Genomic DNA, 22,519 nt, shown 5'->3' on the forward strand with positions numbered 1-22,519 from the left:
TTTTTATGTATTTATTTTATAGAATCTCGTTCATATCATCTGCACCTTCTTCGATTGCTTCCTCTTTAACGTTGATTGCTTTATAATATTTTTTCAATTCGTTTCTTATTATTGGCGATAACAATACTACACCGATAATATTTGGTACAACCATTGCAAAAATCATTGCATCTGAGAAATCGATTACTGCACCCAGGCTGATTGACGCACCAATTACCACAAATATTAAAAATAAAATTTTGTATGCTAAATCCGAAGTTTTTCCTTTTCCGAATAAAAATACCCAACCCTGCATACCATAATAAGACCAAGAAATCATAGTACTAAATGCAAACAATATAACAGCAATTGTTAGTACAACTGAAAAATGCGGTATAACACTGTCAAAGGCTGTTGCTGTGATCTCAACACCTTCTTTAATCTCAACACCATATTCCATAAATGAACCGTCGAAATTTGTTATTACTATAACTAGAGCTGTCATTGTACAAATCACAACGGTATCTACAAAAGGCTCCAATAAAGCTACAATACCTTCACTCGCTGGATATTTGGTTCTCACTGCAGAGTGAGCAATAGCCGCAGATCCTACACCTGCTTCGTTTGAGAAAGCACCTCTTCTAATTCCTTGAATCATTACTCCAACGAGGCCACCTGCTATACCAAGACCGGAAAACGCCCCTTCGAATATTAACCCGAAGGCATCATCGATAAGTGTAAAATTAGCACCTAAAATTATCAGAGCAGCAAGGACATATATACCAGCCATGAATGGTACAATTTTTTCTGTTACTGATGCAATACGTTTAATACCACCTATAATAACAACAGCAACTAAAACTGCCATCACCAAACCAAAGTACAAGCCAGCGTTACCGCCTTCTAAATCAAAAAGTTTAACAAATTGAGCAGCTGCTTGATTTGCCTGAAACATATTTCCACCACCAAATGAGCCTCCAATAACAAAAATCGCAAAAATGACTGCCAAAACTTTACCTAAACCACCCATTCCTTTGGCCCTTAGACCTTTTGTTAAGTAGTACATTGGCCCACCATAAACAGTACCATCATTACCGACATCTCTATATTTTACACCTAACGTACATTCAGCAAATTTTGATGCCATACCTAAAAGACCAGCAACAATCATCCAGAATGTCGCACCAGGACCACCTATAGATAATGCCACTGCTACACCTGCAATATTACCTAAACCAACTGTTGCAGATAATGCTGCCGTTAATGCCTGAAAGTGAGATACTTCACCATCAGCTCCTTCGTCTCTTATTGTTTCAATAATGTCTCCTCCTTCATTTGGTGTGCTATCGCCATATAAAGTATCAGCACCGTGCTTTTCTATATCTTCATATTTTCCTTGAACTACTTTAATAGCAGTTCTAAAGCCTGTTACATTAATAAATTTAAAATAAATAGTGAAGAACAGTGCACCACCTACTAATACAATAAGAACCCATGGAATACTAGCGTAAGGCGATGTAGCCATTAGTGTTACGCTCTGATTAGAGTTTAATTCTTTTTCTGAAAAAACGATACTATTTTTATCTCTAACTGATAGATCATTGTCCGATAATATATCTATTTCAGTGGCAATTCTATTGCTAGGAAGTCTTATTTCTGTGATATAAACTGAATCATTTTCAATTTTCTTATTGTACTTAAACGGATCAGTTTTTGTTAAATCTAAAGTGACCTCTTCATTTATTTCTCCAAAAGGTATTTCAGCAAAAATTCCTTCTACAAACCACCCTGTATATTTTTTAAAAGCATTGTCAATCTTTTGAGATGTAGTTTCTTGAGCAAAATTTAACAGTGGTAATATAAGTACAAAAAGTAACAGAAGATATTTCTTCATGAGATTAGTATTAGTTAGTTTTTATTAATTATAAGCCGACAAGATGCTAAAAAAAAATGAGTTTTTAAAGCTTGTTACGTTAAAAAGGTTATGTGTCTTATTCTATATTAAACTCTGAGTTGAGCTTATTGATCTGCTCTGGACGACCTAAAACAATGATTTTTGAACCAGTAACAAGCTTTGTATCTGCCTCTGGATTAACAATATACTCACCATTTTCATCCTTAAATCCAATAACAGTACAACCTGTTTTTTTTCTTAAGTCTAGTTCTCGAATAGTCTTTACGTGTTCTGTGTCGTAAAGTTGTTCTACTTTAATTTCTTCGATATTGATATTGCGTTCACCCACGATACCTAGGTTATCAATAAACTCTACTAAATCTGGAATAACTACTAAAGATGCCATATGATCTCCACCTATTTTATCTGGTAAAATAACATTGTTAGCACCCGCTAGTTTTAGTTTATTATATGAGGTTTCTTGAGATGCTCTACTTATTATGCACAACTCTTTATTTATTTGCCTAGCAGAAAGTACAACAAACAAATTATCTGCATCACTAGGTAATGCTGTTATCAATGTACTTGCGCGATCTATACCTGCTTCAATTAAAGTTTCGTCTTCATTGGCATTTCCAAATACATAAGGCAATCCGTCTTCTTGTAAACGCTCTATAACATCCTTATTTCGTTCTATGATAACAAAGGGTTTACCATAATCTTGTAATTTTATTGATGCTTGCTTTCCGTTTCGTCCAAAACCACAAATTATAATGTGGCCAGACATGGCTTCAATTTCCTTTTGCATTTTACGTTGTTTTATGTCTTCGAAATTATTTCTACTCAAAATATACTCTGTAATTATTGATATAGCATAACCTACAATAACGACACTTGCTAAAATCAAAAACACAGTAAATATTTTTGACTGGGTATCTAATGGATTTACTTCCGCAAAACCCACTGTAGTTATCGTTATAACCGTCATATAGATAGCGTCAATCCATTCATAATTGGATATAAACCTGTAACCAATAATACCTATAAACATAAGTATTAATAGTAGTATTAATGCTGTATATATTTTAGATCTGAAGAGTCGTAATAATGGATTGCTCATAAATTATAAATCGAAAACTGAAGAGCGTTTTGTGTAAATTATATCTTTAATTCGCATCCAAAAAGCTAAGAACAGGTATAAAGCAAACCCAAAGCCAAGGGTTACAAATGTTAAATACATAAAAGATGTCCTTACAATTTTTGCCCTAATACCCAAGCGGTCTGCGATGCGTTGGCAAACATAGTAACCTCTTTTTTGAAAATAGTGTAGTAATTTGTAAAACAAATTCATAGTTGCAATGTACTTAATTTTTAACTATTAAACTATTCCCTATTGCACATTGGAGACAGCGGTTTGTATCACAATAATTTTGTTTTAATTGAAGCAAACCTTGTGAACTGAGAGCATTCTTTTTAATAGGTCTCAGTTGCATGTATTTATTTACAATGCTGTTATTTTCTTGCCTTATACCACTTAGTAATTTGAACAACTTGTCGTTAATTTGTTGACCTTGATGCTTGGCGTAACTAAATTTTATAGGAATGACTGTGTTTATTAACAACAAATCAATAAATGATTTTGTAATTACCTTCTTATAGACTTTTGACTGTTTACCAAAGGTATAATGCGTCATCCAAAAGTTGGTAACACCCTTACTGAACAATTTATAAAAATCTTTTTTTGTTTGAATCGTCATTACTTTTGAAAATAGCTGCTGCTCAGAAACATAAAGATTAACAAATTGCGAAAGGCGAATTGTTGGAAAATTTGGTGGTCTTAGCCTAAAAAATTGCACTGGTAAAACACCTTGATTATTAAGTTTAAACTTTTGTACCAAAAAAAGATAACGCTCTTTTAAATCTTTAAAGTAAGGCTCTTGTACATCTTCATCTAGTAAACTTGCTTGACCAAAGAATAAGGCTTCCAAATCTAGTATATTATTCTGAAGTTTTCTAACTGTAGCATAGTCTACAGAGTTTGCAAGGCTAAAAAATGCTTCACCATTTACTTTAAGTCCAAAGTTTTTTAACAGCATTTTGAATAAAACTGCTTCCCAATCGTTTTTAGATTCCTTTAAAAGCTCTAAAATTTCACTCGATTTTCGTTCTAAGCGCTCGATATACAAACGCTCTATCCAGTTTTCTAATACAAAATCATCTACTTCAGGGTAATGAGTTTCGCAATTAATCCAGGCCTTAGATGTTAACAATGCACGGTAATTCGTAACAAGATTTCTATCTATTATTGGCTTTAATTCTAATGTCGAAACCAACGAATTATCACGTCTTAATACTTCTGTATCATGTTCCCAAACTACATGTAAAATTACGTTATCATATGCCTTATCTTTTTCATGACCATGCACATACCAATCTGAAGATTTTATATGAATTTCAACATTACCAGCCCATAACTGGCCATCAATACTTAACTGGGCATTAAAAAAATCTGGACCTGAATTATGATTATGCTGCCCTAATTTTAAGATAACAATAGATTCACCACTTGTAGTTTTAAGCGATGTTGAGGAAAAAGCTTTTTGCTTCCAAACGTAATGAAGAAAGTCTTCTTGCATGCTCTAAAATAGAAAATCCTGAGCAAAACTCAGGATATCTAGTTAATTTGTTATGTTCAAAAATACGGGAAGCATTTTTTTTAATCAATATACCCTTTTTCACGCATCCAATCGTCATTGAACATCTTACCTACATAGCGACTTCCGTGATCATGAAACAACACAACCACGACGTCTTCTGGTTTAAAATGTTCTTTTAATTGAAGTACACCTTTTATAGCAGCACCTGCAGAATTACCCAAAAACATGCCTTCTTCTTTTGCTAGACGTTGTGTGTACACCGCAGCATCTTTGTCAGTTACTTTTGTAAATCCATCGATAATACCAAAATTAACATTTGCCGGTAAAATGTCTTCACCAATACCTTCGGTGACGTACGGGTAGATTTCATTTTCATCAAAAATGCCGGTTTCATGATATTTTTTAAACACTGAACCATAAGTATCTACACCCCAGACTTTGATGTTTGGGTTTTTCATTTTTAGGTAACTTCCTACTCCTGAAATCGTACCGCCTGTACCTACACCAACTACAAAATGTGTTACTTTTCCGTCTGTTTGTTTCCAAATTTCTGGACCAGTAGTTTTAAAATGAGCTTTACAGTTACTTGGATTGTCGTATTGATTTACATACCATGAATTTGGCGTTTCTTCACCAAGTCTTTTGGACACTGAATAGTAACTTCGAGGATCATCTGGCTCTACGTCTGTAGGGCAGACAATAACTTCTGCACCTACAGCTCTTAAAACATCCATTTTTTCCTTAGACTGTTTATCGCTTATAACAAAAATACATTTATAGCCTTTAACTATGGCTGCTAGAGCGAGTCCCATACCTGTATTTCCTGATGTCCCTTCAATGATAGTTCCGCCAGGCTTTAAGCGTCCATCCGCCTCTGCATCTTCAATCATTTGTAATGCCATACGATCCTTAACTGAGTTTCCTGGATTAAAGGTTTCATACTTGGCTAAAACCAAACAAGGTAGCTCCTCTACTAATTTATTCATCTTTACCAAAGGTGTGTTACCAATGGTTCCTAATATGTTTTCTACGTACTCCATAGTTTTATTTTGCGATGCAAAAATAGTTGAAAAGTTAAAAGTAAGGCGTTAAAAGTTCGTTATGTTTTTTAATCGAATCGAATGGCTTTTACTGGCGATATCTTAGAAATTATCACTGATGGTATTAAAAGCATTAATAAACATGCAATAAAGGTTCCGATATTTAGAATCAAAATATAATCTAAACTTATGTATACTGGCGCTTCACTTACATAATAGGTATCTGGATTAAGCGGAAAAAGCTTGAAATACTTTTGAGCAAACAACAAGCCTAAACCTAGTAAATTTCCCCAAAGCAAACCTAAACCAATAAGATAGGATGCGTTGTACAAAAACACTTTTCTTATAGACCAGTTAGAACTACCTAAAGCCTTAAGAATACCTATCATTTGGGTACGCTCTAAAATTAAGACCAACAAGGCTGTAATCATGTTTATTCCGGCAACAATTATCATAATAGCTATAATGCCATAGGTATTGTTATCGAAAATTTTTATCCACTCAAATACGGTGTAATACTTTTGGTTTACTGGTGTAGCATTTAACAAGGAGGGGATTTCTTTAAACACAGCATTATAAGTTTCTTCTATGTTTGAAAAGTCATCAATAAACACCTCAAAACTTCCAATTTCATTAGCTTCCCATTTATTTAAACGTTGAATATGACGCAAATCTGCAATACAGAATTTTTCATCTAGTTCTTGAAAACCAGAATTATAGATACCAACTATTTCATAATTAATGTAGCGTGGAGCTTTATTAAGATTTTCACCAAATAAGGTTTGAAATGTATCACCAACTTTAAAACCTAATCGGTTTGCTAAATAGCTTGAAATTAATATTTCCTCATTACGTTTTCCTGAAAAATCTGGTAAACGACCTTCTACCAAAAACTCCTGAAAATAATCCCATTTATAATCGGCTCCTACGCCTTTAATAACGACGCCTTCAAAATCAGTTTCGGTTCTAATTACTGCGAATTTTGTAGCAATACCTTGTATGTGCGTTACTTCTTCTACAGCATTGAAGTTTGGATAAAAATCCTGATCTGAAGAGATTGGCACCTGAGATTCATCTGAAGCATTGGTATCATAATTTGTAATTTCTATATGACCATTAAAGGCAACTACCTTATCTCTAATTTTTTGCTGAAGCCCTAAACCCGTTGCAATAGCAATAAGCATTACTATAATACCGATAGCAATTGCCGCAATACCAATTTTAATTATTGGTGCCGAAACACTACTTTTATACGCTTTATTGCCAATAATGCGTTTAGCTATAAACAGTTCGAAATTCAAATTTTCTTTTATGCGTTTTAAGGTTTTCAAAAATACAGTTTTATTATTTGTCTTGGTAGTGATTTCTTGTGCAGGAAAAGGAGGAAGTGAAAAGCTCGAAGTGAGAAGTGAGAAGCTAGAAGACACTTCGACTGCGCTTCGACAGGCTCAGCGTGACACGCTCAGTATGACAGAAGAAAAGGATGACAAAAGTATTGTAGTTGGTGCTAACCGCACAGAAGCTTACTTACCATTATTAAAAGGAAAGTGCGTTGGTGTTGTGGCTAATCAAACCTCTGTGATTTTTAAAGAGATTGCCGCGACTTCTTCTAAGTCTCGCAATGACATTTCTTATCAACATATAGTAGATTCTCTATTAGCATTAAACATCAACATCAAAAAAGTATTTTCTCCTGAGCATGGTTTTAGAGGTACGGCTGATGCTGGTGAAAATGTAAAAGATGGTGTAGATGTAAAAACACAGTTACCAATTTTTTCACTTCATGGGAAACATAAAAAACCAACAACTGAGCAACTCGAAGATTTAGATATTATGGTTTTTGATATTCAAGATGTTGGTGTGCGTTTTTATACCTACATCTCTACCTTGCATTATGTGATGGAAGCTTGCGCTGAAAATAATGTACCATTACTAATATTAGATCGTCCTAATCCTAATGGCAACTATGTTGATGGCCCTACATTAGAAAAAGAGCACAGTAGCTTTTTGGGCATGCATACCATTCCTTTGGCGCACGGTATGACGATTGGCGAATATGCTAAAATGATTAATGGTGAAGGTTGGTTAAAAGACAATGCTAAATGCGATATTACTATTGTAGAGATGGAACATTATAACCATGAAAAAACCTATAGTTTACCGATAAGACCTTCTCCAAATTTACCTAATGATCAATCTATAACTTTATATCCTAGTTTAGGATTGTTTGAAGGCACAAACATTAATGCTGGTCGCGGTACTGAGTTTCAATTTCAACGTTATGGCGCTCCCTTTTTAGATGCGTCACATTATGCCTTTACCTATACTCCACAACCTAATTTTGGCTCAAAATACCCTAAACATAAAGATGTACTGTGTTATGGCGAAGATTTGTCTAAAATTAAAGCTGAAAGACGTTTTACATTAAAATATGTGATTGACGCTTACACTAATGCTACCGATAAAAGTAAAGTGTTTAATACTGCTAACTTCACCAAACATGCTGGTACAGAAAAACTACAACAGCAAATAGAATCTGGAATGAGCGAAGAAGCCATTAGGGCAACATGGCAGGATGATTTAGAGGTTTTTAAAGTAATTAGAGCGAGATATTTAATCTATGATTAATATCTCTGAATTTGAACATTATATATCACATGTCAGTTCGAGTGATTTTGAGGTACGAAAAATCGTATGGAGAACTTTTTAGTTATTAAAATTCTAATTCTCGATACAAATTTTTCTCATTTACAATCGAAAAATCCACTCGAACTGACGAATTTTTATTATTACTTTCTGAGGGAATGATTAATTATTCTCAGTTACCACTACTTTTTTAGATTCGTTAGCGACTATAGCTTCAGAGGGTATTTCTATTGGTTCTTCTTTTGGGATTTCTTTTAAAATTCTAACGACAAATACGATGCGTTTTGGCGACTGAACAGCTACCAACACATGTTTTCCTTTTGGCAATTTGTTTAATGGAAATTTATAAAATGTGGTGTCTACATAGACATCAAAATCCCTTCCGTAGTCTTTATTGATAGAATAGAGATAATTGATCTTTTTATCGCTTTGCAAGATTAATGTATCCTTGGTTTCATTCAACTTATGAATTAATCCTTTGGCTTGAATATTTCTGTTTGGCTCTAATTTGGCATATTGTTCTTGGGCTTTTAACGTAAAACTTAATAAAAAAACAAGGACAACAATGAGGAGAATTCGGATTAAATTTTTCACTACAGCAAAGCTTTACATTAAACTTGGTTTGTTTAGCTCAACAGTATTTAATTAATTAATCCATCGCAAACATAATTGGATAATTGAATGAAAGGATAAAATATCCACCAACTACACAGAAATCAGAGGAATTACTATTTTTTGTTGATAAGTTGTTAATAACGTTCGCTAGAACGCATCTTTATAAGCCTGTCTGGATAATCTGTAATAATGCCATCTACATTCCATCTAAGCATCTTTAATAGGTCTTGTACTTCGTTAACTGTCCAAGGAATGATTAGATAATTTTGAGCATGATACTCATTAATAATTTCTGAAGTTAATAATTTAAAATATGGACTTATTATTTCTGGTTTGTAAGATAGTTTTTCAAGCTTTGTTGCTATAGTTTCATCTTCATCTACCAGAAGTGCAACTGGCATTTTTGGAGATTGTTTCTTTATTTCTTCTAAAATCACTAAATCAAATGACTGCAAATTCACATTAGAGAAAAGTCCACTTTCTTCAATTTCATCTAAGACTATTTTTACATATTCATCTGGCTGTGGTGTATAAATACCATAATACTCAGGCTTAGATTTAATTTCAATATTGAATTTAATATCAGGATTTTTAGTCTTTGCAAGTTCAAAAACTTCAGACAAAAGTGGTTTGTAAGTTTTTAGTTTCTTTTGGTCTGGATATGTAGGATGAAGCTTTGTACCACAATCAAATTGTTTAATCTCATTGTGCGTCATCTCATAGAGATTATACTTCATGTCCATGTCTTCAGGAATCTCGTCGCCTTCGGGATTAAAACAAATAGTTCGGCTCATAAAAGGCTCGTGCGAAACCACAACTTCATTGTCTTTTGTAATGGCAATATCTAACTCTAAAGTTGTAACACCAAGTTCAATCGCTTTATCAAATGCTGGCAAGGAATTTTCGGGATATAGACCTCTACAGCCTCTGTGACCTTGAATGTCTAATTGTTTTTCGATGTTGCAGCTCATTAAAAATATGACTAAAATTACTAATAAATACTTATTGTCAGTCTGAGCTTGTCGAAGACGTTTTTGGTTTCCCATATTCTGTATAATTTTTTGAAAATCTTACTAAGTCATCCCAGTTTTCATTAATTAAGGCCTCTTTTTTCTTTCTAGACCATCCTTTAATTTTCTTTTCTATACCTATAGCCTCGTCTGGTTTAGAACATTCTAAATACCAAACAAGTTTTACTGGCAATCTTTTGTATGTATATCCATAAGAAGCTTTCGTTTGATGTTCTATTAACCTTCTCTCTAAATCATTGGTCATTCCTGTATAATAGGAGCCATCGGAACATTTCAATATATATACGTAATATAATCTCATGATTTTTTTATGAGTTCGGCTTCGACAGGCTCAGCCTGACAGTTATAGTTAAAAGGTTATTTCATACTACTCTTCCACATCTGCCGAGAGTGTAGGTTTTTCATATTTCTGAAAAGGTTGTTTTAGCAATTCACCAATATTGCTATTTTTCGTTTCATCTGGAAAAACATCTACTCCGTAAACCAATTTTTCTCTATCCATGTACATGTAAGTACCCAATAAGCGATCCCAAATACTAAAAATATTACCATAATTAGAATCTGTATATGGCAAGCGGTAATGATGATGGATTTTGTGCATATCTGGCGAGATGATAAAATAACTCAACGCTTTATCCAAACCTTTAGGCAACTTAATATTAGCATGTGTAAACTGTGTAAAAATTAAAGACATAGCTTGGTATAACATAACCAATGCAAAAGGTGTACCGACAGCAAAAACACCAAACAAGGTAAATGCAAAACGAATAACACTCTCAATAGGATGGTGCCTGTTGGCTGTTGTTGTATCTACTTTGTGGTCTGTGTGATGTACCAAATGTACCATCCAAAGTGGTTTTACTTTATGCTCTACATAATGCGCCAAATACGCACCAAAAAAGTCTAATAACAGAACACCAAGAAACGCATAAAGCCAAAGAGGCTGAGCATCGGGAAACAACCAGTTAATAATCCCAAAATTATGTTCTACCACCCATTTTGAAGACCAATATAGTAATGATGCTAATGCGAAATTAACAATTACTGTTGTTAGTGTAAAGAACAAATTAGGCAACGCATGCTGCCATTTGTTATACTTAAATTTGAATAAAGGTAAACCACCTTCTAATAACCAAAAAAAAGTTAATCCACCAATTAAAATAAGACTTCGGTGAGACGATGGAATCGTTTCAAAATAGTTAATAATCGTTTCCAAAGAATTATCTATTTAAATTTATAATCTTTTGTGCTTTTTTCAAATTTACAGAAGAAATTTGAGATTTCCATTCTTCTGCATCTTCGGATTTACCTGTGCTCATATAAGCGGCATAATACAAAAATGCCATAAATGGTTTATTACTTTCTACAATCTCATCATCCTTTATTTTATTCAACTGTCTGATAACTTTTTTTGGCCGTTTTAAAAGCAGATATTTTTGAAGTTTTAACAACTCACAACGCTGTTTCAAGGCTGTGTGCTCATTCTGCTCTTCTTTCGAAATAAGTCGTTCCGTCTCGTTAATATAGATGTTAGACAATTCAATAATATCATTTCTTGTTCGTGGTTTGGCGTACATGCTAAGATCTAAATATTTTGATGCTAAAAAATAGGCAGAATAGAAATTTTTATCTTCTCTATAATCCTGAAGTTCTTTAGCAATAAAGGCTGTATTTAAAGAGTAGCGCTCTATTAAAGTTGTTATATTTTGAAAGTCTTCTGTTGAGTAATTTACATTGAGAATATTACCATTAACATCCATAATTTTTATGCTATCGTCATTAAACTTATCTAAGTATTTTTGGCTACGACTTTCTTTAATCTTTTCATATAAATCCGCATAACGATATTCTGATACAATGACTGGCACAAAATGTTCCCAAATTAAAGGACTCACCTGCTCGTCTTCATACAAGTTATTAATAAATACAGTTCTACCTTTATCATCTTTTACAATAACAGGATATTGATACGTAGTAGTTTCTTCCCAAACCATAAGCACCATTTTATTCTGAACCGTTGCTAAGGCTTGCGCTACCTCTAGATTTTTCATCCATTCTTGAGCTGAAGCTGTGTTCACCATTAAAACAACGAGCAATAATTTTAGTAGAACGTTTTTCATATTTAGTTTTTTTCAAAGGTTATATCAAAAATTATTCCGAAGCTAAAGTTATACATTTATTCGTTTTTTCATTTCTTCAACAATGTTAAACGCTGCAGGACAAATCGCTACATTTTTTAAAGTTAAATTAGAAATTTGCTGAAATTTTTTACGATCTGTATGCGGAAATTCTCGGCAAGCCTTTGGTCTTACATCATAAATCATACAGTAATTATCCGCATCTAAAAACGTGCAAGGCACAGATTGCAACACATAATCATTATCCTCATCTAGGCGCAAATAAGCATCAATAAACTGCTGCTCTTTCATTTTGAAAGATTTAGATATGCGCTGAATATCCTTATCCGTAAACAAAGGTCCTGTGGTTTTGCAACAATTAGCACATTGCAAACAATCTGTTCGTTCAAACTCTTCCTCGTGCAACTCTTGCATAATGTAGTCTAATTGCTTTGGTGGCTTTTTTCTAAGTTTGGCAAAGAAAGTTTTGTTTTCCTTATGCTTATCTTTGGCCAACTTTGGCAGATTATTGATTTGGTTTTGCATATTGTAAAAATACGAATTTACTTGTCATTACGAGGAATGAAATGACGTGGTAATCTCGAAAAATACAACCTAAAACTAACAGATTGCCGCGCTTTGCTCGCAATGACAATATTATGAAAGACATCTTTGGAAAAGCACTATTAGATTATCAGAATGGTAATTATTCTGAAGATATTATCACATGGACCAACATATCTGATAAGGACGAATTACCACTTCCCTATTTATTTAGAACTTATTCTGAAATGCCAAAACTAGAGCAAAAAGCTTTACAACTTAGTAAAGGCAAAATCCTCGATGTTGGTTGTGGTGCTGGCAACCACGCACTTTGGTTACAGGAAAAAGGACTTAATGTAAAAGCAATTGATAGCTCTAAAGGTGCTATTGACGTCTGCAAATTACGAGGGCTAAAAAATGCTGAACATAAAGCTTTATTAGAAGAAACAGATACGTTTGATACCATTCTACTTTTAATGAATGGTACTGGTATTTTTCAGGAAATACTACAGGTTGCTAAATACTTAAACCTCCTAAAATCGTTGTTGAAACCTAACGGACAAATTTTAATCGACTCTTCTGATATCTCTTATATGTACGAAGATGAAGATGGTGGTACTTGGCTAGATTTAAACAGTGGTTATATTGGCGAACTTGATTATTTCTTTAGCTACAAAGGCGAAGAAGCAACTCCAATGAAGTGGCTCTACCTCGATTTTGAAACGCTAAACACAGCTTGCCAAACCGTAGGTCTTAAATGCGAAAAAGTTATGGATGGCGAGCATTTTCATTATTTAGCGAGGATTACTCACGCATAATTTACTTCCTGAATTTGGTTAGCTATCCATAGTGATTCTGAAACAACACTTCGAGAAGCTCAGTATGACAGTTCAAAATGACGATAAAAAGATTCCTTTTTCAAAGGAATTTTAGAAATCGAATTGATATGTAGCTCCTATTAATGCTTGTATGCCTTGAACGGGGAAGTTTAAATAACGCTCGTAATCCTGGTTAAGGATGTTATTGACTTTTCCAAATACAGATAACTGATCGTTGATTTTATAACCTACATGCGCATTAGCATCAAAATAACTATCTAAACTTATAACAGGATTTGGGTCTTGTGGCAATAATGTAGCCACTAAATCTTGTTGGTCTTTTCGTTCGCCAACATAAATGGCACTAGCACCTGCATACCATTGTTCAGATATTTGTAAATCCATAAAGATAGAACCTGTTACGTTTGGTAAATTCCATGCTTCGGCTTCATTATCCATATCATAGTTAAAGTATTCTCCTTTAAAACCAAGCGTAAAATTTCTATTGACATCAATGTTTAACTCACCAGCAACCGAAAAGGTAGTAACATCATCATACACCACACCAAAAGAATTACCATATTGGTAATCTGCTGTTGCATCACCTCTAGCATCATTTGCTTTAAAAAGTGCTTTATTCTCTTCTGCGTAATAATTTCCTTTAACGTTATAACTTACACTATTAGACAGCTTTCCTTTAAGTCCTAAAAACCCTTTATAGCGTTGGTCTGTTGGTGCTACATAAAGTGTTGGAGATACAAATGGATTTTCTGTAGCAAAATCGTAGTAAGAGTTTTGTTGTAACTGTCCTGTGATTCCACCATAAGCAATCAAAATTTCGTCTACTAAACGGTAAGAAGCATCAATATTAGGGTAGATAAAAAACTTATTATCGCTAAGTTCAGTATCATTAAGATAGACTAAACTTAAGCCTAAATTGACCGTTAAATCATCTTGGGTTAATTGATACGAAGGTGATAAACCAACTGTAACATTTCCGTAATTAATGTCACCTAAATTCTCGTAATCACTATCAAAACTTCCACCAACGTAATCCACATATAATTTTGTTTTTATAGCTTCTCCTTGCACAGGAATATCGAAACCTGCTTTAGCTACAAAACGGTTTTCACCAGAATCTTGATTATCACCAAAACGTCTAAAACGCACACTACCATCGTTGATAATAGCATCTTCAAAATTAATTTTTCCGCCTAAATAAAAACTATTAAACGTGTGGCTAGGATCTATCATATCTGCTTCGGCTTGTCCAAAGAAATTCTGAGGCAAACCATACCAATTGTATGTCATTAAGTCAAAACCTCCATCTACTTTCCATGATAAATCTCTAAGTCTTTGAGAATAATGTGCGTTTAAATGCGTGGTAGAAAAATCGTCATCTAACAATAAATCTTCAATACCACCTTGAGAAGAATGGTGACTGAAATAACCACCAACATTTTCAGAATTACTAAGCTCATGGTTAAGATACACTTCACCCAAAACTGTTGTATATGTACCCACTCCAAGCGATGCGTAATTATCGTATAACTTCACAGCTTTTGCTTTATCAACCGTTGCTGCTTTACCCTTTGCAGGCGTAAAAGTTGAAGCCACTGGAATTGAAAAAATATTATACCTCACCTCTTTTTTCTTCACCAAATTAGAGTCTTGTAATTTTGGCGTATCCTTAATTTTAAAGGCATCTGAAATTGTAGGTTTGTATGGTGTTACCACATTTACGACTTGGTCATCAATAGTGTCTTTTGCACGTTCTTGAGCTACTATTGATATACTGCTTGATATGGTGATTATAAAAATTAAAAACTTGATTTTCATATTTGATATTTTGATTTAAGAGGCTTCGACTGCGCTCAGCCTGACAAAAAAAGCAATAATTTAATTCAACTGTCACACTGAGCGCAGTCGAAGTGTCTTCTTGCTTAATTATCCGTTTCGATTGATGAATTTGTTTTAGCTTCTTCGGTTTTAATCTTGTTAAGTTCTTGCTGTGCCTCTTGTACCACATCATCAAACTCTGGGAAATTAGAAATCACACTTTCTAAAATATAATTGGCCTGAAACGCATCACCCAATGCATAAAAATTCTTCGCCATAACTACCAAACCTTTAGCACTGTAATATTTGTAACTGCTGTAATCCTTGGCCAATTTTTGAATGGTTGTGTTTGAGGCTTCATACTTACCTTCCTTATTTTTAAAATACGCATTGTAATATAGAGCTTCTGCCGCAACACTTCCTGTAGCTATTTTTTCTACATCAGCATAGGCTGTTTTTGCCTTGTCCTCGTTTCCTGTTTTTAAGGCAGAACGTGCAATGATAATCTTAGCATCACTCTTCACTTTAGTGTCTAAGTTAGAATTTGCCAATACCTTTTCGGCATAATTTTCAGCACTAGAATAATCCTCTGTTTGGTAGTACGCATTCATTAAATTAGACTGCGCATACAATACATTCTGAGGATAGTCTGCTTCAGCTTCCAAGGTTTTTAAAACCGGAATCGCTTGCGACCAGTTAGAATCTTTCAGGTAAATTTCACAAAGCTTCACTGTTGCCTGCTCTGTATATTCACTTCTTGAAGCATCAACAACATATTTGTAATGTGGTTGAGCGGTTTCAAATAAATCCTTTTTGTAATATAATTGTGCGATGTAGAAATGTGATTTTAACGCATGAATACCATTAGGAAACTGGTTTAAATATTTATTAAACTGACGAATGGCATTCTCAGTATCGTTTTCTAAATATGGCTTTTCGGCTGCCAAATACATGGTATTATCCAGCTCTACATCAGAAACCTCAACATAATCTAAAGACTTTACCCAAGCTGCGTAATCATCCACACGACCTAAATCGATATAAATTAAACGCGCTGTAGAAACTGCCTGAACAGCTTCACCAGAATTTGGAAAATCCGATGCTACTTTTTTAAACTTGGTTAATGCACGCTCGTTATCATTGGCATTGTAATACACCAAACCTTGACGTAATAACGCTTTTGAAGTAAAAGCACCACGTTTGTATTCCGAATTTAATCGGTCGTACATCTGCATTGCTTTGTCTGTCTCGTTAGACTTAACATAAGAGTTTGCCAGCTCGTACATGGCATCGTCTCGTAATGCTGACTTAGGATACGTATCTATAAACGTATTAAGCTCAGAAATTTTTGTAGATGCTTTGCCTAAATACCCATTACTCATTGCCTTTTGAAACGCTGCATAATCGGTTTCAATTTCATTAATCTGAATGGCTTTATCATAAGCATCGATGGCATTTTGGTATTTACTAGACACAAAATAACCATCTGCCAACCTTAAATAAGCATCGTTTCGTCGTAGCCTGTCACCAGAATTATTATCAATAAATTTTTGAAAATATTTTGAAGCGTTGGTATAATCTTTCAACTTGAAATACGTGTAAGCTAAATTATAATCTAAGTTTTCATTCTCAGATAAGCCTGAAGCTTCAGACATACCAACAAATTGTTTAAACCCAATTAAGGCGTCGTTATAGTTGGTTAAATTATATTCTGTTTCGGCTTTCCAAAAGGTAGCTTTTGCTACAAAAATTGGATCTCTTGGTTCTTTTAATGAGTTATTAAACAACTCTAAAGCTTCGCTATACTTGGTTTCGTTATACAATTCTATTCCTCTAAAAAATGCTACTTTTTGGTAAGCTACTTTGTTTTCAAAACTATTTTTACCTTTTAATAATTCTAAGGCTTCCTTGTAATTTTTTGATGTAATGTAAGAATCAATCAGTAAGGTCTCAACTTCTTCTCTGTAGCTTGTATCTGGATATTTATCTAAATAGCCTGCTAAAACCTGTGGTACAGATTGGTAAGGGTTACCAATCTCATAACTAATCTTAGCATAGTTTAACCAAGCATCTTCCTGAATTTTTAAATCGTAATCCATTTCAGATGCATTTCTAAACGCGTTTAATGCTTCTTGTTTTTTCTCTAGGTTGATGTAGCTTTCACCCAAATGATAATAAGCATTCTGTGCTACAGCGTTGTTACCATCTATAATTTTATTGAATTCTGAAATGGCTTTTTCAAAATCGTTTTGCTTGTAATAAGCGTAACCTATTTGGTAATAATCTGTATTGCTCCACTTTCCTTTTTTGCCTTCATAAGCTTGAAGATAAGGAATAGCCTCTTCGTATTTTTCGAGGTTAAAATAACTTTCACCTATAATTTTATTAAGTTCAGATGCTTCTACACCTCTACTGCTTGGTAATTGCTCTAAGGCAAGTTCTATGGCTTTTTCAAACTTTCCTAGTTTAAAGTTTAGATCGGCTTGATAGTACGATAACTTTTCCTTGTATTTTTCGTTATCGCTTACCTGATCAAAATATTCATTAGCAGTATCATAATCGTCACCTTCGTAAGCCATGTAACCTATGTAATACTTGGCTTGCGAGCCGTATTCCTTAGAATCTGCAACACGGTTAAGATACTTTGTTGCTTCTTTTTTACTATTTGTAGAATATAAGGTGTAACCGTAATTAAAATTGAAACGCTCGCGCTCAGTACGTGCTATACTAGACTCATCTACTTTTTGATACCATTTGCGAGCATAGGCGTATTTACCATTTTCAAAATAGTAATCTGCCACATCTAAAAAGGCCGTGTTTCGCTTTGTGCTTGTTGGGTATTCTTCAACAAATTTTTCGATTAAATCGTCTGCATTTCTCTGATTTAATCTTACAGCACAATTGGCAATGTAATACGAACAGTCGGACTTTAAAACAGCATCATCTGTATTGTATTTAATATCGTCGAACAAAGATTGTGCGGCTTTGTACTGTTTATTATTGTATAAAGTTAATGCCTTTTGGTAATCCTTTAACTCACTTGTATATACTGCAGATTTCTGTGCGAATCCCAGCATTGTAAACGTAAGAAAAACGATAAGTAATTGTCTTTTTAAAACTAGCATTAGAGTCGTTTTTTGATTAATATTTATTGATGATAAGCTATCACTATTCAAATATAAATGAATACAAAATGTATAACGATAGAAAACCTGTATAATTATAATATGGTTTATTAAATATTAGTTTAGCTTTATCTTTTATTTAACGCTTTTGTACTTAAACAATACATCTTAGCGTTTGATTATTGAGTTAATTAATAATACTTTTACATTTACTTAATTTTTTTATATAACTATGTCTGAAACTGTTTTACAACTTAAAAACGCAACCATCTATCAAGGTGGTAATATGGTTTTAAATGATGTTAACTTTGAAATGCAAAAAGGTGATTTTGTATATCTCATTGGTAAAACAGGAAGTGGAAAAAGTAGTTTTATGAAAACGCTTTATGGCGATTTAGAATTGACCGAAGGAGAAGGCACTATTGTAGACTTCAATCTTAGAACAATGAAAGAGCGAGATATTCCCTTTTTAAGAAGAAAATTAGGTATTGTTTTTCAGGATTTTAAATTATTACCAGACCGCACTATAAATGGTAATCTTGAATTTGTTTTGAAGGCAACTGGCTGGAAGGAGAAAGACAAAATAAAAGAGCGCATTGAAAAGGTTTTGGATAAAGTAGCTATGAAAACTAAAGGGTTTAAATTTCCGCATGAGCTTTCTGGTGGTGAGCAACAGCGTATTGCCATAGCAAGAGCACTTCTTAATGATCCGGAATTGATTTTAGCTGATGAGCCTACAGGTAACCTAGACCCTCAAACCAGTATTGAAGTTATGGAAGTGTTACAAGACATAAATAAAAACGGAAATACTATTTTAATGGCCACACACGATTATGCTTTGCTTTTAAAATACCCGAGCAAAACCTTAAAGTGTGATGAAAACAAGGTTTTTGAGGTAGTGCAGAGAAAGAATTAATCTATGCTCTCTATTCTTATACCTACATATAATTATGATGTAGAACCACTTGTAAAAGAATTGCACCAACAAGCGAATGATTGCACTATTGAGTTTGAAATAATTGTTTTAGATGACGCATCTAGTGTAAGAAGTTATGATATCACCTCTTTAACTTCTTTGAATAAAGTAAGAGTAGAAGTATCGAATAAAAATATAGGTAGAAGTGCAGCTAGAAACAAATTAGCTAATTTGTCATCTTACGAAAATCTACTTTTTGTTGATGCAGGCACGTTCCCAAAATCAGAACAATTTATAAACGATTACTTAACCGTTTTAGATGATGATGTTATTATTGGTGGAATGACTCACAAAGAAGTGAAACCCAAAAAACCATTCACCCTTAGATGGGCCTACACAAAAAAAAGAGAAGCCAATACAAAAAACAACACTTATACTTCTGCTAATTTTTTGATTAAAAAAACAATAATTAAACGCCATCCTTTTGACGAATCAATCAAAACTTATGGCTACGAAGATCTTTTATTCTTCAAAACAATAGAATCCGATAAAATCACTTTAAAGTTTATAAACAACCCTGTGATACACGATTGTGATGAAGATGCGCAAACTTTCATTAAAAAAACCGAAGAAGGATTAAAAAACCTCAAAAAATTATCAAAAGAACACTATCAAATCTTTAAGGGTAGTAAAATCATAAAAGTCTATAAAAAATTAAACTTTTTAGCTTTAGATGGTATATGTGGCAAAATTTTTAAATTAATTAAACCTATTATATTAAAAAATCTAAATTCTTCGAGCCCATCAATATTTTTATTTGATTTATATAAGTTAGGTTACTTTTGTAATCTAAAACAAAAAAACTAGTGCCATTTTTTTCTGTAGTCATAACAGTTTATAACAAAGCTGAGTTTATAAAAAACACTATAAATAGTGTTTTGAATCAGACATTTCAAGATTTTGAAATTATTGTTGTTAATGATGGATCAACTGATGAAAGTAAAAGTATTATCAAATCTTTTAACGATAATCGTATTGAACTCATTACAACAAAAAACCAAGGAGTTTCTGCAGCTCGGAACAAAGGTATTGAAGTTGCAAATGCCAATTATGTTGCGCTTTTGGATGGTGATGATTTATGGGAAAAAGATTTTTTAAAATTTATTAAAGAAGCTATAACCAAATTTAGCAATGTTTCGGTTTTTACTACAGCATTAGCTCATAAATATGAACACAAAGTTGTTCCTGCAACCTATAACTTTAAACAAAGAAACACCTACGAGATCCGTGATTTTTTTAAATCTAGTTTAGATCACACAATACTAACAAGTTCTAGTATAGTATTCAGAAAAAACATTATAGAAAAAATAGGTTATTTTGACACCTCAATTGAATCTGGCGAGGATACAGATTTTTGGATAAGAATAGGAATACATTTTAAGGTTGTATTTATAAATAAAATTCTTGTGTATTACAACTTCGTACCCGAAAGTATAAGCAACACAGTATTTAGCGTAAAAAACAAACCCAGATACGACAAGTATTTTAAGGAAGAGCAGCAAGACAAACATTTGAAAATTTATATTGACAGAAATAGATTTCCTTTAGCTATACTTAGTAAACTCGAAAGAGATAAAGAAAGTTTTAAGTATTACAAAAGCTATATAAATCGTAACAACTTACGTTTAAGTCAAAAAATAATTTTAAACTCACCGAGGTGGTTTATTAGATTATTGCTTAGGATTAAATCTTTAAAAGGAGAAAAATTATATTACCCTTTGACTTGATTCAGAAATCGATCATAATCTCTGATATACTCTTCTTCTTTAAAATTTGTTGAGGCTAATACCAAACATACTGCCCCAGAGGAAAAGTTATCAATCTCTCTCCAAATATAAGTAGGAACATATAATGCTTTTGTTGGCTTATTTAATATTATTTTTTGTTTACTAACACCATTATCTAGTGTAACTTCAAAACTTCCGCTTAGCGCAATAATTACCGACTCCTGTTCTTTATGAGCATGACCTCCTCTGTAACTATCGCTTGGCACATCGTACAAATAATACACACGCTTTATTCCAAAAGGTATGACTTCCTTTTCTATTACAGCTAAAGAACCTCTTTCATCATGTACTTTAGGAATATCTAAAAACTTAACATTATTTAGAGCAATACTCATTTAATAGTTATTATTTACTTTAAAATAGTTCGCCATTGCATACCAATGTCTTCTTTAGAAAACTTCTCTACACTAGCTTTTGAATTGGACTTGCAATGTAAGTATAATTCTTCATCTTGTACCATCTTGTTTAATGCTTTTGCTAGTGCTTCTACATTATAATTTTCAACTAAAAGCCCATTTTGCTCATCTACAACAATTTCATTAGGTCCTGATTTACAGTCTACAGATATAACAGGAACCTCTAATGCCAAAGACTCTATTAAAGCTCTTGGAAAACCTTCATATCTACTTGTTAGAACTGTAAATAATGATGGCTTAATAATACTATTTGGATTAGGCTGAAACCCTAAAAACTCAACTTTTTCTTCAAGTTTTAAGCTTTCAGTTTTTTCAATTAACATATCTTTATCCTCTCCATCTCCAAGGATTTTTAGTTTTATATTTAAATCGGGTAAATTTGATTCTGAATATGCCTCTAGAAGTAAACTTATATTTTTAACAGAATCATCTAATCGCCCAAAAAACAAAATATATTTACCAGAGAAATTTTCACTTTTCGTTTCATCTGGTTTCAAATCAATGGGATTATAAATTGTTGAAAGATTATTAAAATTATAGTCTTTTTCTAACTTTTCCTTTATAGCCAATGATACCGTTACAATCTTGTATGCTGAACGATATAAAATTTTACCCAGGTATTTATTAGGATTGATATATAAATCGGTGTTGTAACTTCTTACACAATATATGATCTTTTTAGTCTTATATGCCCATCTAGAAATAATAAGTTCCTTCCAAAAACCAATTCTAGTTCTATTATCAATTACATAATCAAAACCGTGCTTTTTTAGATAACCCTTAAAAACTCCTAGTCTTTGTAATCGTCCTAAACTTGAATCATTTTTAGCCTTTAACTCACCTAAATTCAAAAGTTTTCCTTTGTAAGGGTATTGAATATCATCTAACACAGAAACGATATGAACATCATAACCCAAATCGAATAAAATTTCTGATAAGGTTGCTGAAGATCGTTCTGCTCCGCCACCTCCTAGAGAAGTAACAACAATACATATCTTTTTGGTGTTAGTTTTAACCATTAACAACTATCTTTGAA

21 protein-coding genes are annotated in these 22,519 nt (G+C 33.1%); 5 read left to right on the forward strand and 16 right to left on the reverse strand.

Annotation, left to right across the window (positions count from 1 at the left end; genetic code table 11):
- Positions 1 to 16: 16 nt before the first annotated feature.
- The 6 genes from FC091_RS04575 to FC091_RS04600 form a co-directional block, all read right to left on the reverse strand.
- Entirely contained in the window at positions 17 to 1,873 is a 1,857-nt protein-coding gene (locus FC091_RS04575) for an alanine/glycine:cation symporter family protein (RefSeq protein ID WP_138433099.1), read from the reverse strand.
- A 97-nt stretch (positions 1,874 to 1,970) separates the two neighbouring features.
- Positions 1,971 to 2,993, reverse strand: coding sequence for a potassium channel family protein (locus tag FC091_RS04580; protein ID WP_138433100.1), 1,023 nt, complete (start codon positions 2,991 to 2,993; stop codon positions 1,971 to 1,973).
- 3 nt (positions 2,994 to 2,996) lie between these two features.
- Complete coding sequence (locus FC091_RS15335) at positions 2,997 to 3,224, reverse strand: PspC domain-containing protein (RefSeq protein WP_138433101.1); 228 nt, start codon at positions 3,222 to 3,224, stop codon at positions 2,997 to 2,999.
- A 13-nt stretch (positions 3,225 to 3,237) separates the two neighbouring features.
- Positions 3,238 to 4,509: a DUF2851 family protein gene (locus tag FC091_RS04590; protein WP_138433102.1), complete on the reverse strand. Its 1,272-nt coding sequence runs from the start codon at positions 4,507 to 4,509 to the stop codon at positions 3,238 to 3,240.
- 80 nt (positions 4,510 to 4,589) lie between these two features.
- Positions 4,590 to 5,570, reverse strand: a complete 981-nt coding sequence (locus FC091_RS04595) for a PLP-dependent cysteine synthase family protein (RefSeq protein WP_138433103.1) — start codon at positions 5,568 to 5,570, stop codon at positions 4,590 to 4,592.
- Positions 5,571 to 5,638: 68 nt separating this feature from the next.
- Complete coding sequence (locus FC091_RS04600) at positions 5,639 to 6,871, reverse strand: ABC transporter permease (RefSeq protein ID WP_138433380.1); 1,233 nt, start codon at positions 6,869 to 6,871, stop codon at positions 5,639 to 5,641.
- A gap of 10 nt (positions 6,872 to 6,881) precedes the next feature.
- Between FC091_RS04600 and FC091_RS04605 the strand changes: the two genes are divergently transcribed.
- Positions 6,882 to 8,198, forward strand: a complete 1,317-nt coding sequence (locus FC091_RS04605; protein ID WP_138433104.1) for an exo-beta-N-acetylmuramidase NamZ family protein — start codon at positions 6,882 to 6,884, stop codon at positions 8,196 to 8,198.
- A 180-nt stretch (positions 8,199 to 8,378) separates the two neighbouring features.
- Here FC091_RS04605 and FC091_RS04610 read toward each other — a convergent pair whose 3' ends face one another.
- The 6 genes from FC091_RS04610 to FC091_RS04635 form a co-directional block, all read right to left on the reverse strand.
- Entirely contained in the window at positions 8,379 to 8,810 is a 432-nt protein-coding gene (locus tag FC091_RS04610) for a hypothetical protein (RefSeq protein ID WP_138433105.1), read from the reverse strand.
- 155 nt (positions 8,811 to 8,965) lie between these two features.
- The gene (locus tag FC091_RS04615; protein WP_138433106.1) at positions 8,966 to 9,802 is read right to left on the reverse strand and encodes a glycerophosphodiester phosphodiesterase family protein; all 837 of its coding nucleotides are present in this window, start codon (positions 9,800 to 9,802) and stop codon (positions 8,966 to 8,968) included.
- 37 nt (positions 9,803 to 9,839) lie between these two features.
- Positions 9,840 to 10,163, reverse strand: a complete 324-nt coding sequence (locus FC091_RS04620) for a GIY-YIG nuclease family protein (protein WP_138433107.1) — start codon at positions 10,161 to 10,163, stop codon at positions 9,840 to 9,842.
- A 66-nt stretch (positions 10,164 to 10,229) separates the two neighbouring features.
- Positions 10,230 to 11,078, reverse strand: coding sequence for a sterol desaturase family protein (locus FC091_RS04625; protein WP_138433108.1), 849 nt, complete (start codon positions 11,076 to 11,078; stop codon positions 10,230 to 10,232).
- A 4-nt stretch (positions 11,079 to 11,082) separates the two neighbouring features.
- The gene (locus FC091_RS04630) at positions 11,083 to 11,982 is read right to left on the reverse strand and encodes a hypothetical protein (protein WP_138433109.1); all 900 of its coding nucleotides are present in this window, start codon (positions 11,980 to 11,982) and stop codon (positions 11,083 to 11,085) included.
- A gap of 48 nt (positions 11,983 to 12,030) precedes the next feature.
- A complete protein-coding gene (locus FC091_RS04635) occupies positions 12,031 to 12,525 on the reverse strand; it encodes a YkgJ family cysteine cluster protein (RefSeq protein ID WP_138433110.1) in 495 nt (164 codons plus the stop codon).
- A 113-nt stretch (positions 12,526 to 12,638) separates the two neighbouring features.
- Between FC091_RS04635 and FC091_RS04640 the strand changes: the two genes are divergently transcribed.
- The gene (locus tag FC091_RS04640) at positions 12,639 to 13,340 is read left to right on the forward strand and encodes a class I SAM-dependent methyltransferase (RefSeq protein ID WP_138433111.1); all 702 of its coding nucleotides are present in this window, start codon (positions 12,639 to 12,641) and stop codon (positions 13,338 to 13,340) included.
- 111 nt (positions 13,341 to 13,451) lie between these two features.
- Here FC091_RS04640 and FC091_RS04645 read toward each other — a convergent pair whose 3' ends face one another.
- Both FC091_RS04645 and FC091_RS04650 read right to left on the reverse strand, forming a co-directional pair.
- Complete coding sequence (locus tag FC091_RS04645; protein WP_138433112.1) at positions 13,452 to 15,179, reverse strand: TonB-dependent receptor; 1,728 nt, start codon at positions 15,177 to 15,179, stop codon at positions 13,452 to 13,454.
- A 104-nt stretch (positions 15,180 to 15,283) separates the two neighbouring features.
- A complete protein-coding gene (locus FC091_RS04650) occupies positions 15,284 to 18,304 on the reverse strand; it encodes a tetratricopeptide repeat protein (protein ID WP_138433113.1) in 3,021 nt (1,006 codons plus the stop codon).
- Positions 18,305 to 18,536: 232 nt separating this feature from the next.
- Between FC091_RS04650 and FC091_RS04655 the strand changes: the two genes are divergently transcribed.
- Genes FC091_RS04655 through FC091_RS04665 form a run of 3 tightly spaced genes read left to right on the forward strand, consistent with a single transcriptional unit; the run spans position 18,537 to position 21,007 of the window.
- A complete protein-coding gene (locus FC091_RS04655) occupies positions 18,537 to 19,220 on the forward strand; it encodes a cell division ATP-binding protein FtsE (RefSeq protein ID WP_138433114.1) in 684 nt (227 codons plus the stop codon).
- Between the two features lie 3 nt (positions 19,221 to 19,223).
- Positions 19,224 to 20,087, forward strand: a complete 864-nt coding sequence (locus tag FC091_RS04660) for a glycosyltransferase family 2 protein (RefSeq protein ID WP_138433115.1) — start codon at positions 19,224 to 19,226, stop codon at positions 20,085 to 20,087.
- A complete protein-coding gene (locus FC091_RS04665; RefSeq protein ID WP_138433116.1) occupies positions 20,087 to 21,007 on the forward strand; it encodes a glycosyltransferase family 2 protein in 921 nt (306 codons plus the stop codon). The genes FC091_RS04660 and FC091_RS04665 overlap by 1 nt, the downstream gene beginning before the upstream one ends.
- Here the strand turns inward: FC091_RS04665 and FC091_RS04670 are convergent.
- Together FC091_RS04670 and FC091_RS04675 are read right to left on the reverse strand one after the other, a co-directional pair.
- Positions 20,992 to 21,402: a sugar 3,4-ketoisomerase gene (locus tag FC091_RS04670; RefSeq protein WP_138433117.1), complete on the reverse strand. Its 411-nt coding sequence runs from the start codon at positions 21,400 to 21,402 to the stop codon at positions 20,992 to 20,994. The two genes, FC091_RS04665 and FC091_RS04670, sit on opposite strands and share 16 nt — an antisense overlap.
- 14 nt (positions 21,403 to 21,416) lie before the next feature.
- Positions 21,417 to 22,502, reverse strand: coding sequence for a glycosyltransferase (locus FC091_RS04675; RefSeq protein WP_138433118.1), 1,086 nt, complete (start codon positions 22,500 to 22,502; stop codon positions 21,417 to 21,419).
- Positions 22,503 to 22,519: the final 17 nt, after the last annotated feature.

The organism is Winogradskyella algicola (assembly GCF_005869935.1).
GTDB classification, from domain to species: Bacteria; Bacteroidota; Bacteroidia; order Flavobacteriales; family Flavobacteriaceae; genus Winogradskyella; species Winogradskyella algicola.

Excerpts from the sequence above, each read along its gene's own strand:
- FC091_RS04655 (WP_138433114.1), top strand. The coding sequence starts at position 18,537 with ATGTCTGAAACTGTTTTACAACTTAAAAACGCAACCATCTATCAAGGT.
- FC091_RS04645 (WP_138433112.1), bottom strand. The coding sequence starts at position 15,179 with ATGAAAATCAAGTTTTTAATTTTTATAATCACCATATCAAGCAGTATA.
- FC091_RS04590 (WP_138433102.1), bottom strand. The coding sequence starts at position 4,509 with ATGCAAGAAGACTTTCTTCATTACGTTTGGAAGCAAAAAGCTTTTTCC.
- FC091_RS04675 (WP_138433118.1), bottom strand. The coding sequence starts at position 22,502 with ATGGTTAAAACTAACACCAAAAAGATATGTATTGTTGTTACTTCTCTA.
- FC091_RS04630 (WP_138433109.1), bottom strand. The coding sequence starts at position 11,982 with ATGAAAAACGTTCTACTAAAATTATTGCTCGTTGTTTTAATGGTGAAC.
- FC091_RS04620 (WP_138433107.1), bottom strand. The coding sequence starts at position 10,163 with ATGAGATTATATTACGTATATATATTGAAATGTTCCGATGGCTCCTAT.
- FC091_RS04650 (WP_138433113.1), bottom strand. The coding sequence starts at position 18,304 with ATGCTAGTTTTAAAAAGACAATTACTTATCGTTTTTCTTACGTTTACA.
- FC091_RS04595 (WP_138433103.1), bottom strand. The coding sequence starts at position 5,570 with ATGGAGTACGTAGAAAACATATTAGGAACCATTGGTAACACACCTTTG.
- FC091_RS04615 (WP_138433106.1), bottom strand. The coding sequence starts at position 9,802 with ATGAGCTGCAACATCGAAAAACAATTAGACATTCAAGGTCACAGAGGC.
- FC091_RS04635 (WP_138433110.1), bottom strand. The coding sequence starts at position 12,525 with ATGCAAAACCAAATCAATAATCTGCCAAAGTTGGCCAAAGATAAGCAT.
- FC091_RS04605 (WP_138433104.1), top strand. The coding sequence starts at position 6,882 with ATGCGTTTTAAGGTTTTCAAAAATACAGTTTTATTATTTGTCTTGGTA.
- FC091_RS04575 (WP_138433099.1), bottom strand. The coding sequence starts at position 1,873 with ATGAAGAAATATCTTCTGTTACTTTTTGTACTTATATTACCACTGTTA.
- FC091_RS04670 (WP_138433117.1), bottom strand. The coding sequence starts at position 21,402 with ATGAGTATTGCTCTAAATAATGTTAAGTTTTTAGATATTCCTAAAGTA.
- FC091_RS04640 (WP_138433111.1), top strand. The coding sequence starts at position 12,639 with ATGAAAGACATCTTTGGAAAAGCACTATTAGATTATCAGAATGGTAAT.
- FC091_RS15335 (WP_138433101.1), bottom strand. The coding sequence starts at position 3,224 with ATGAATTTGTTTTACAAATTACTACACTATTTTCAAAAAAGAGGTTAC.
- FC091_RS04580 (WP_138433100.1), bottom strand. The coding sequence starts at position 2,993 with ATGAGCAATCCATTATTACGACTCTTCAGATCTAAAATATATACAGCA.
- FC091_RS04660 (WP_138433115.1), top strand. The coding sequence starts at position 19,224 with ATGCTCTCTATTCTTATACCTACATATAATTATGATGTAGAACCACTT.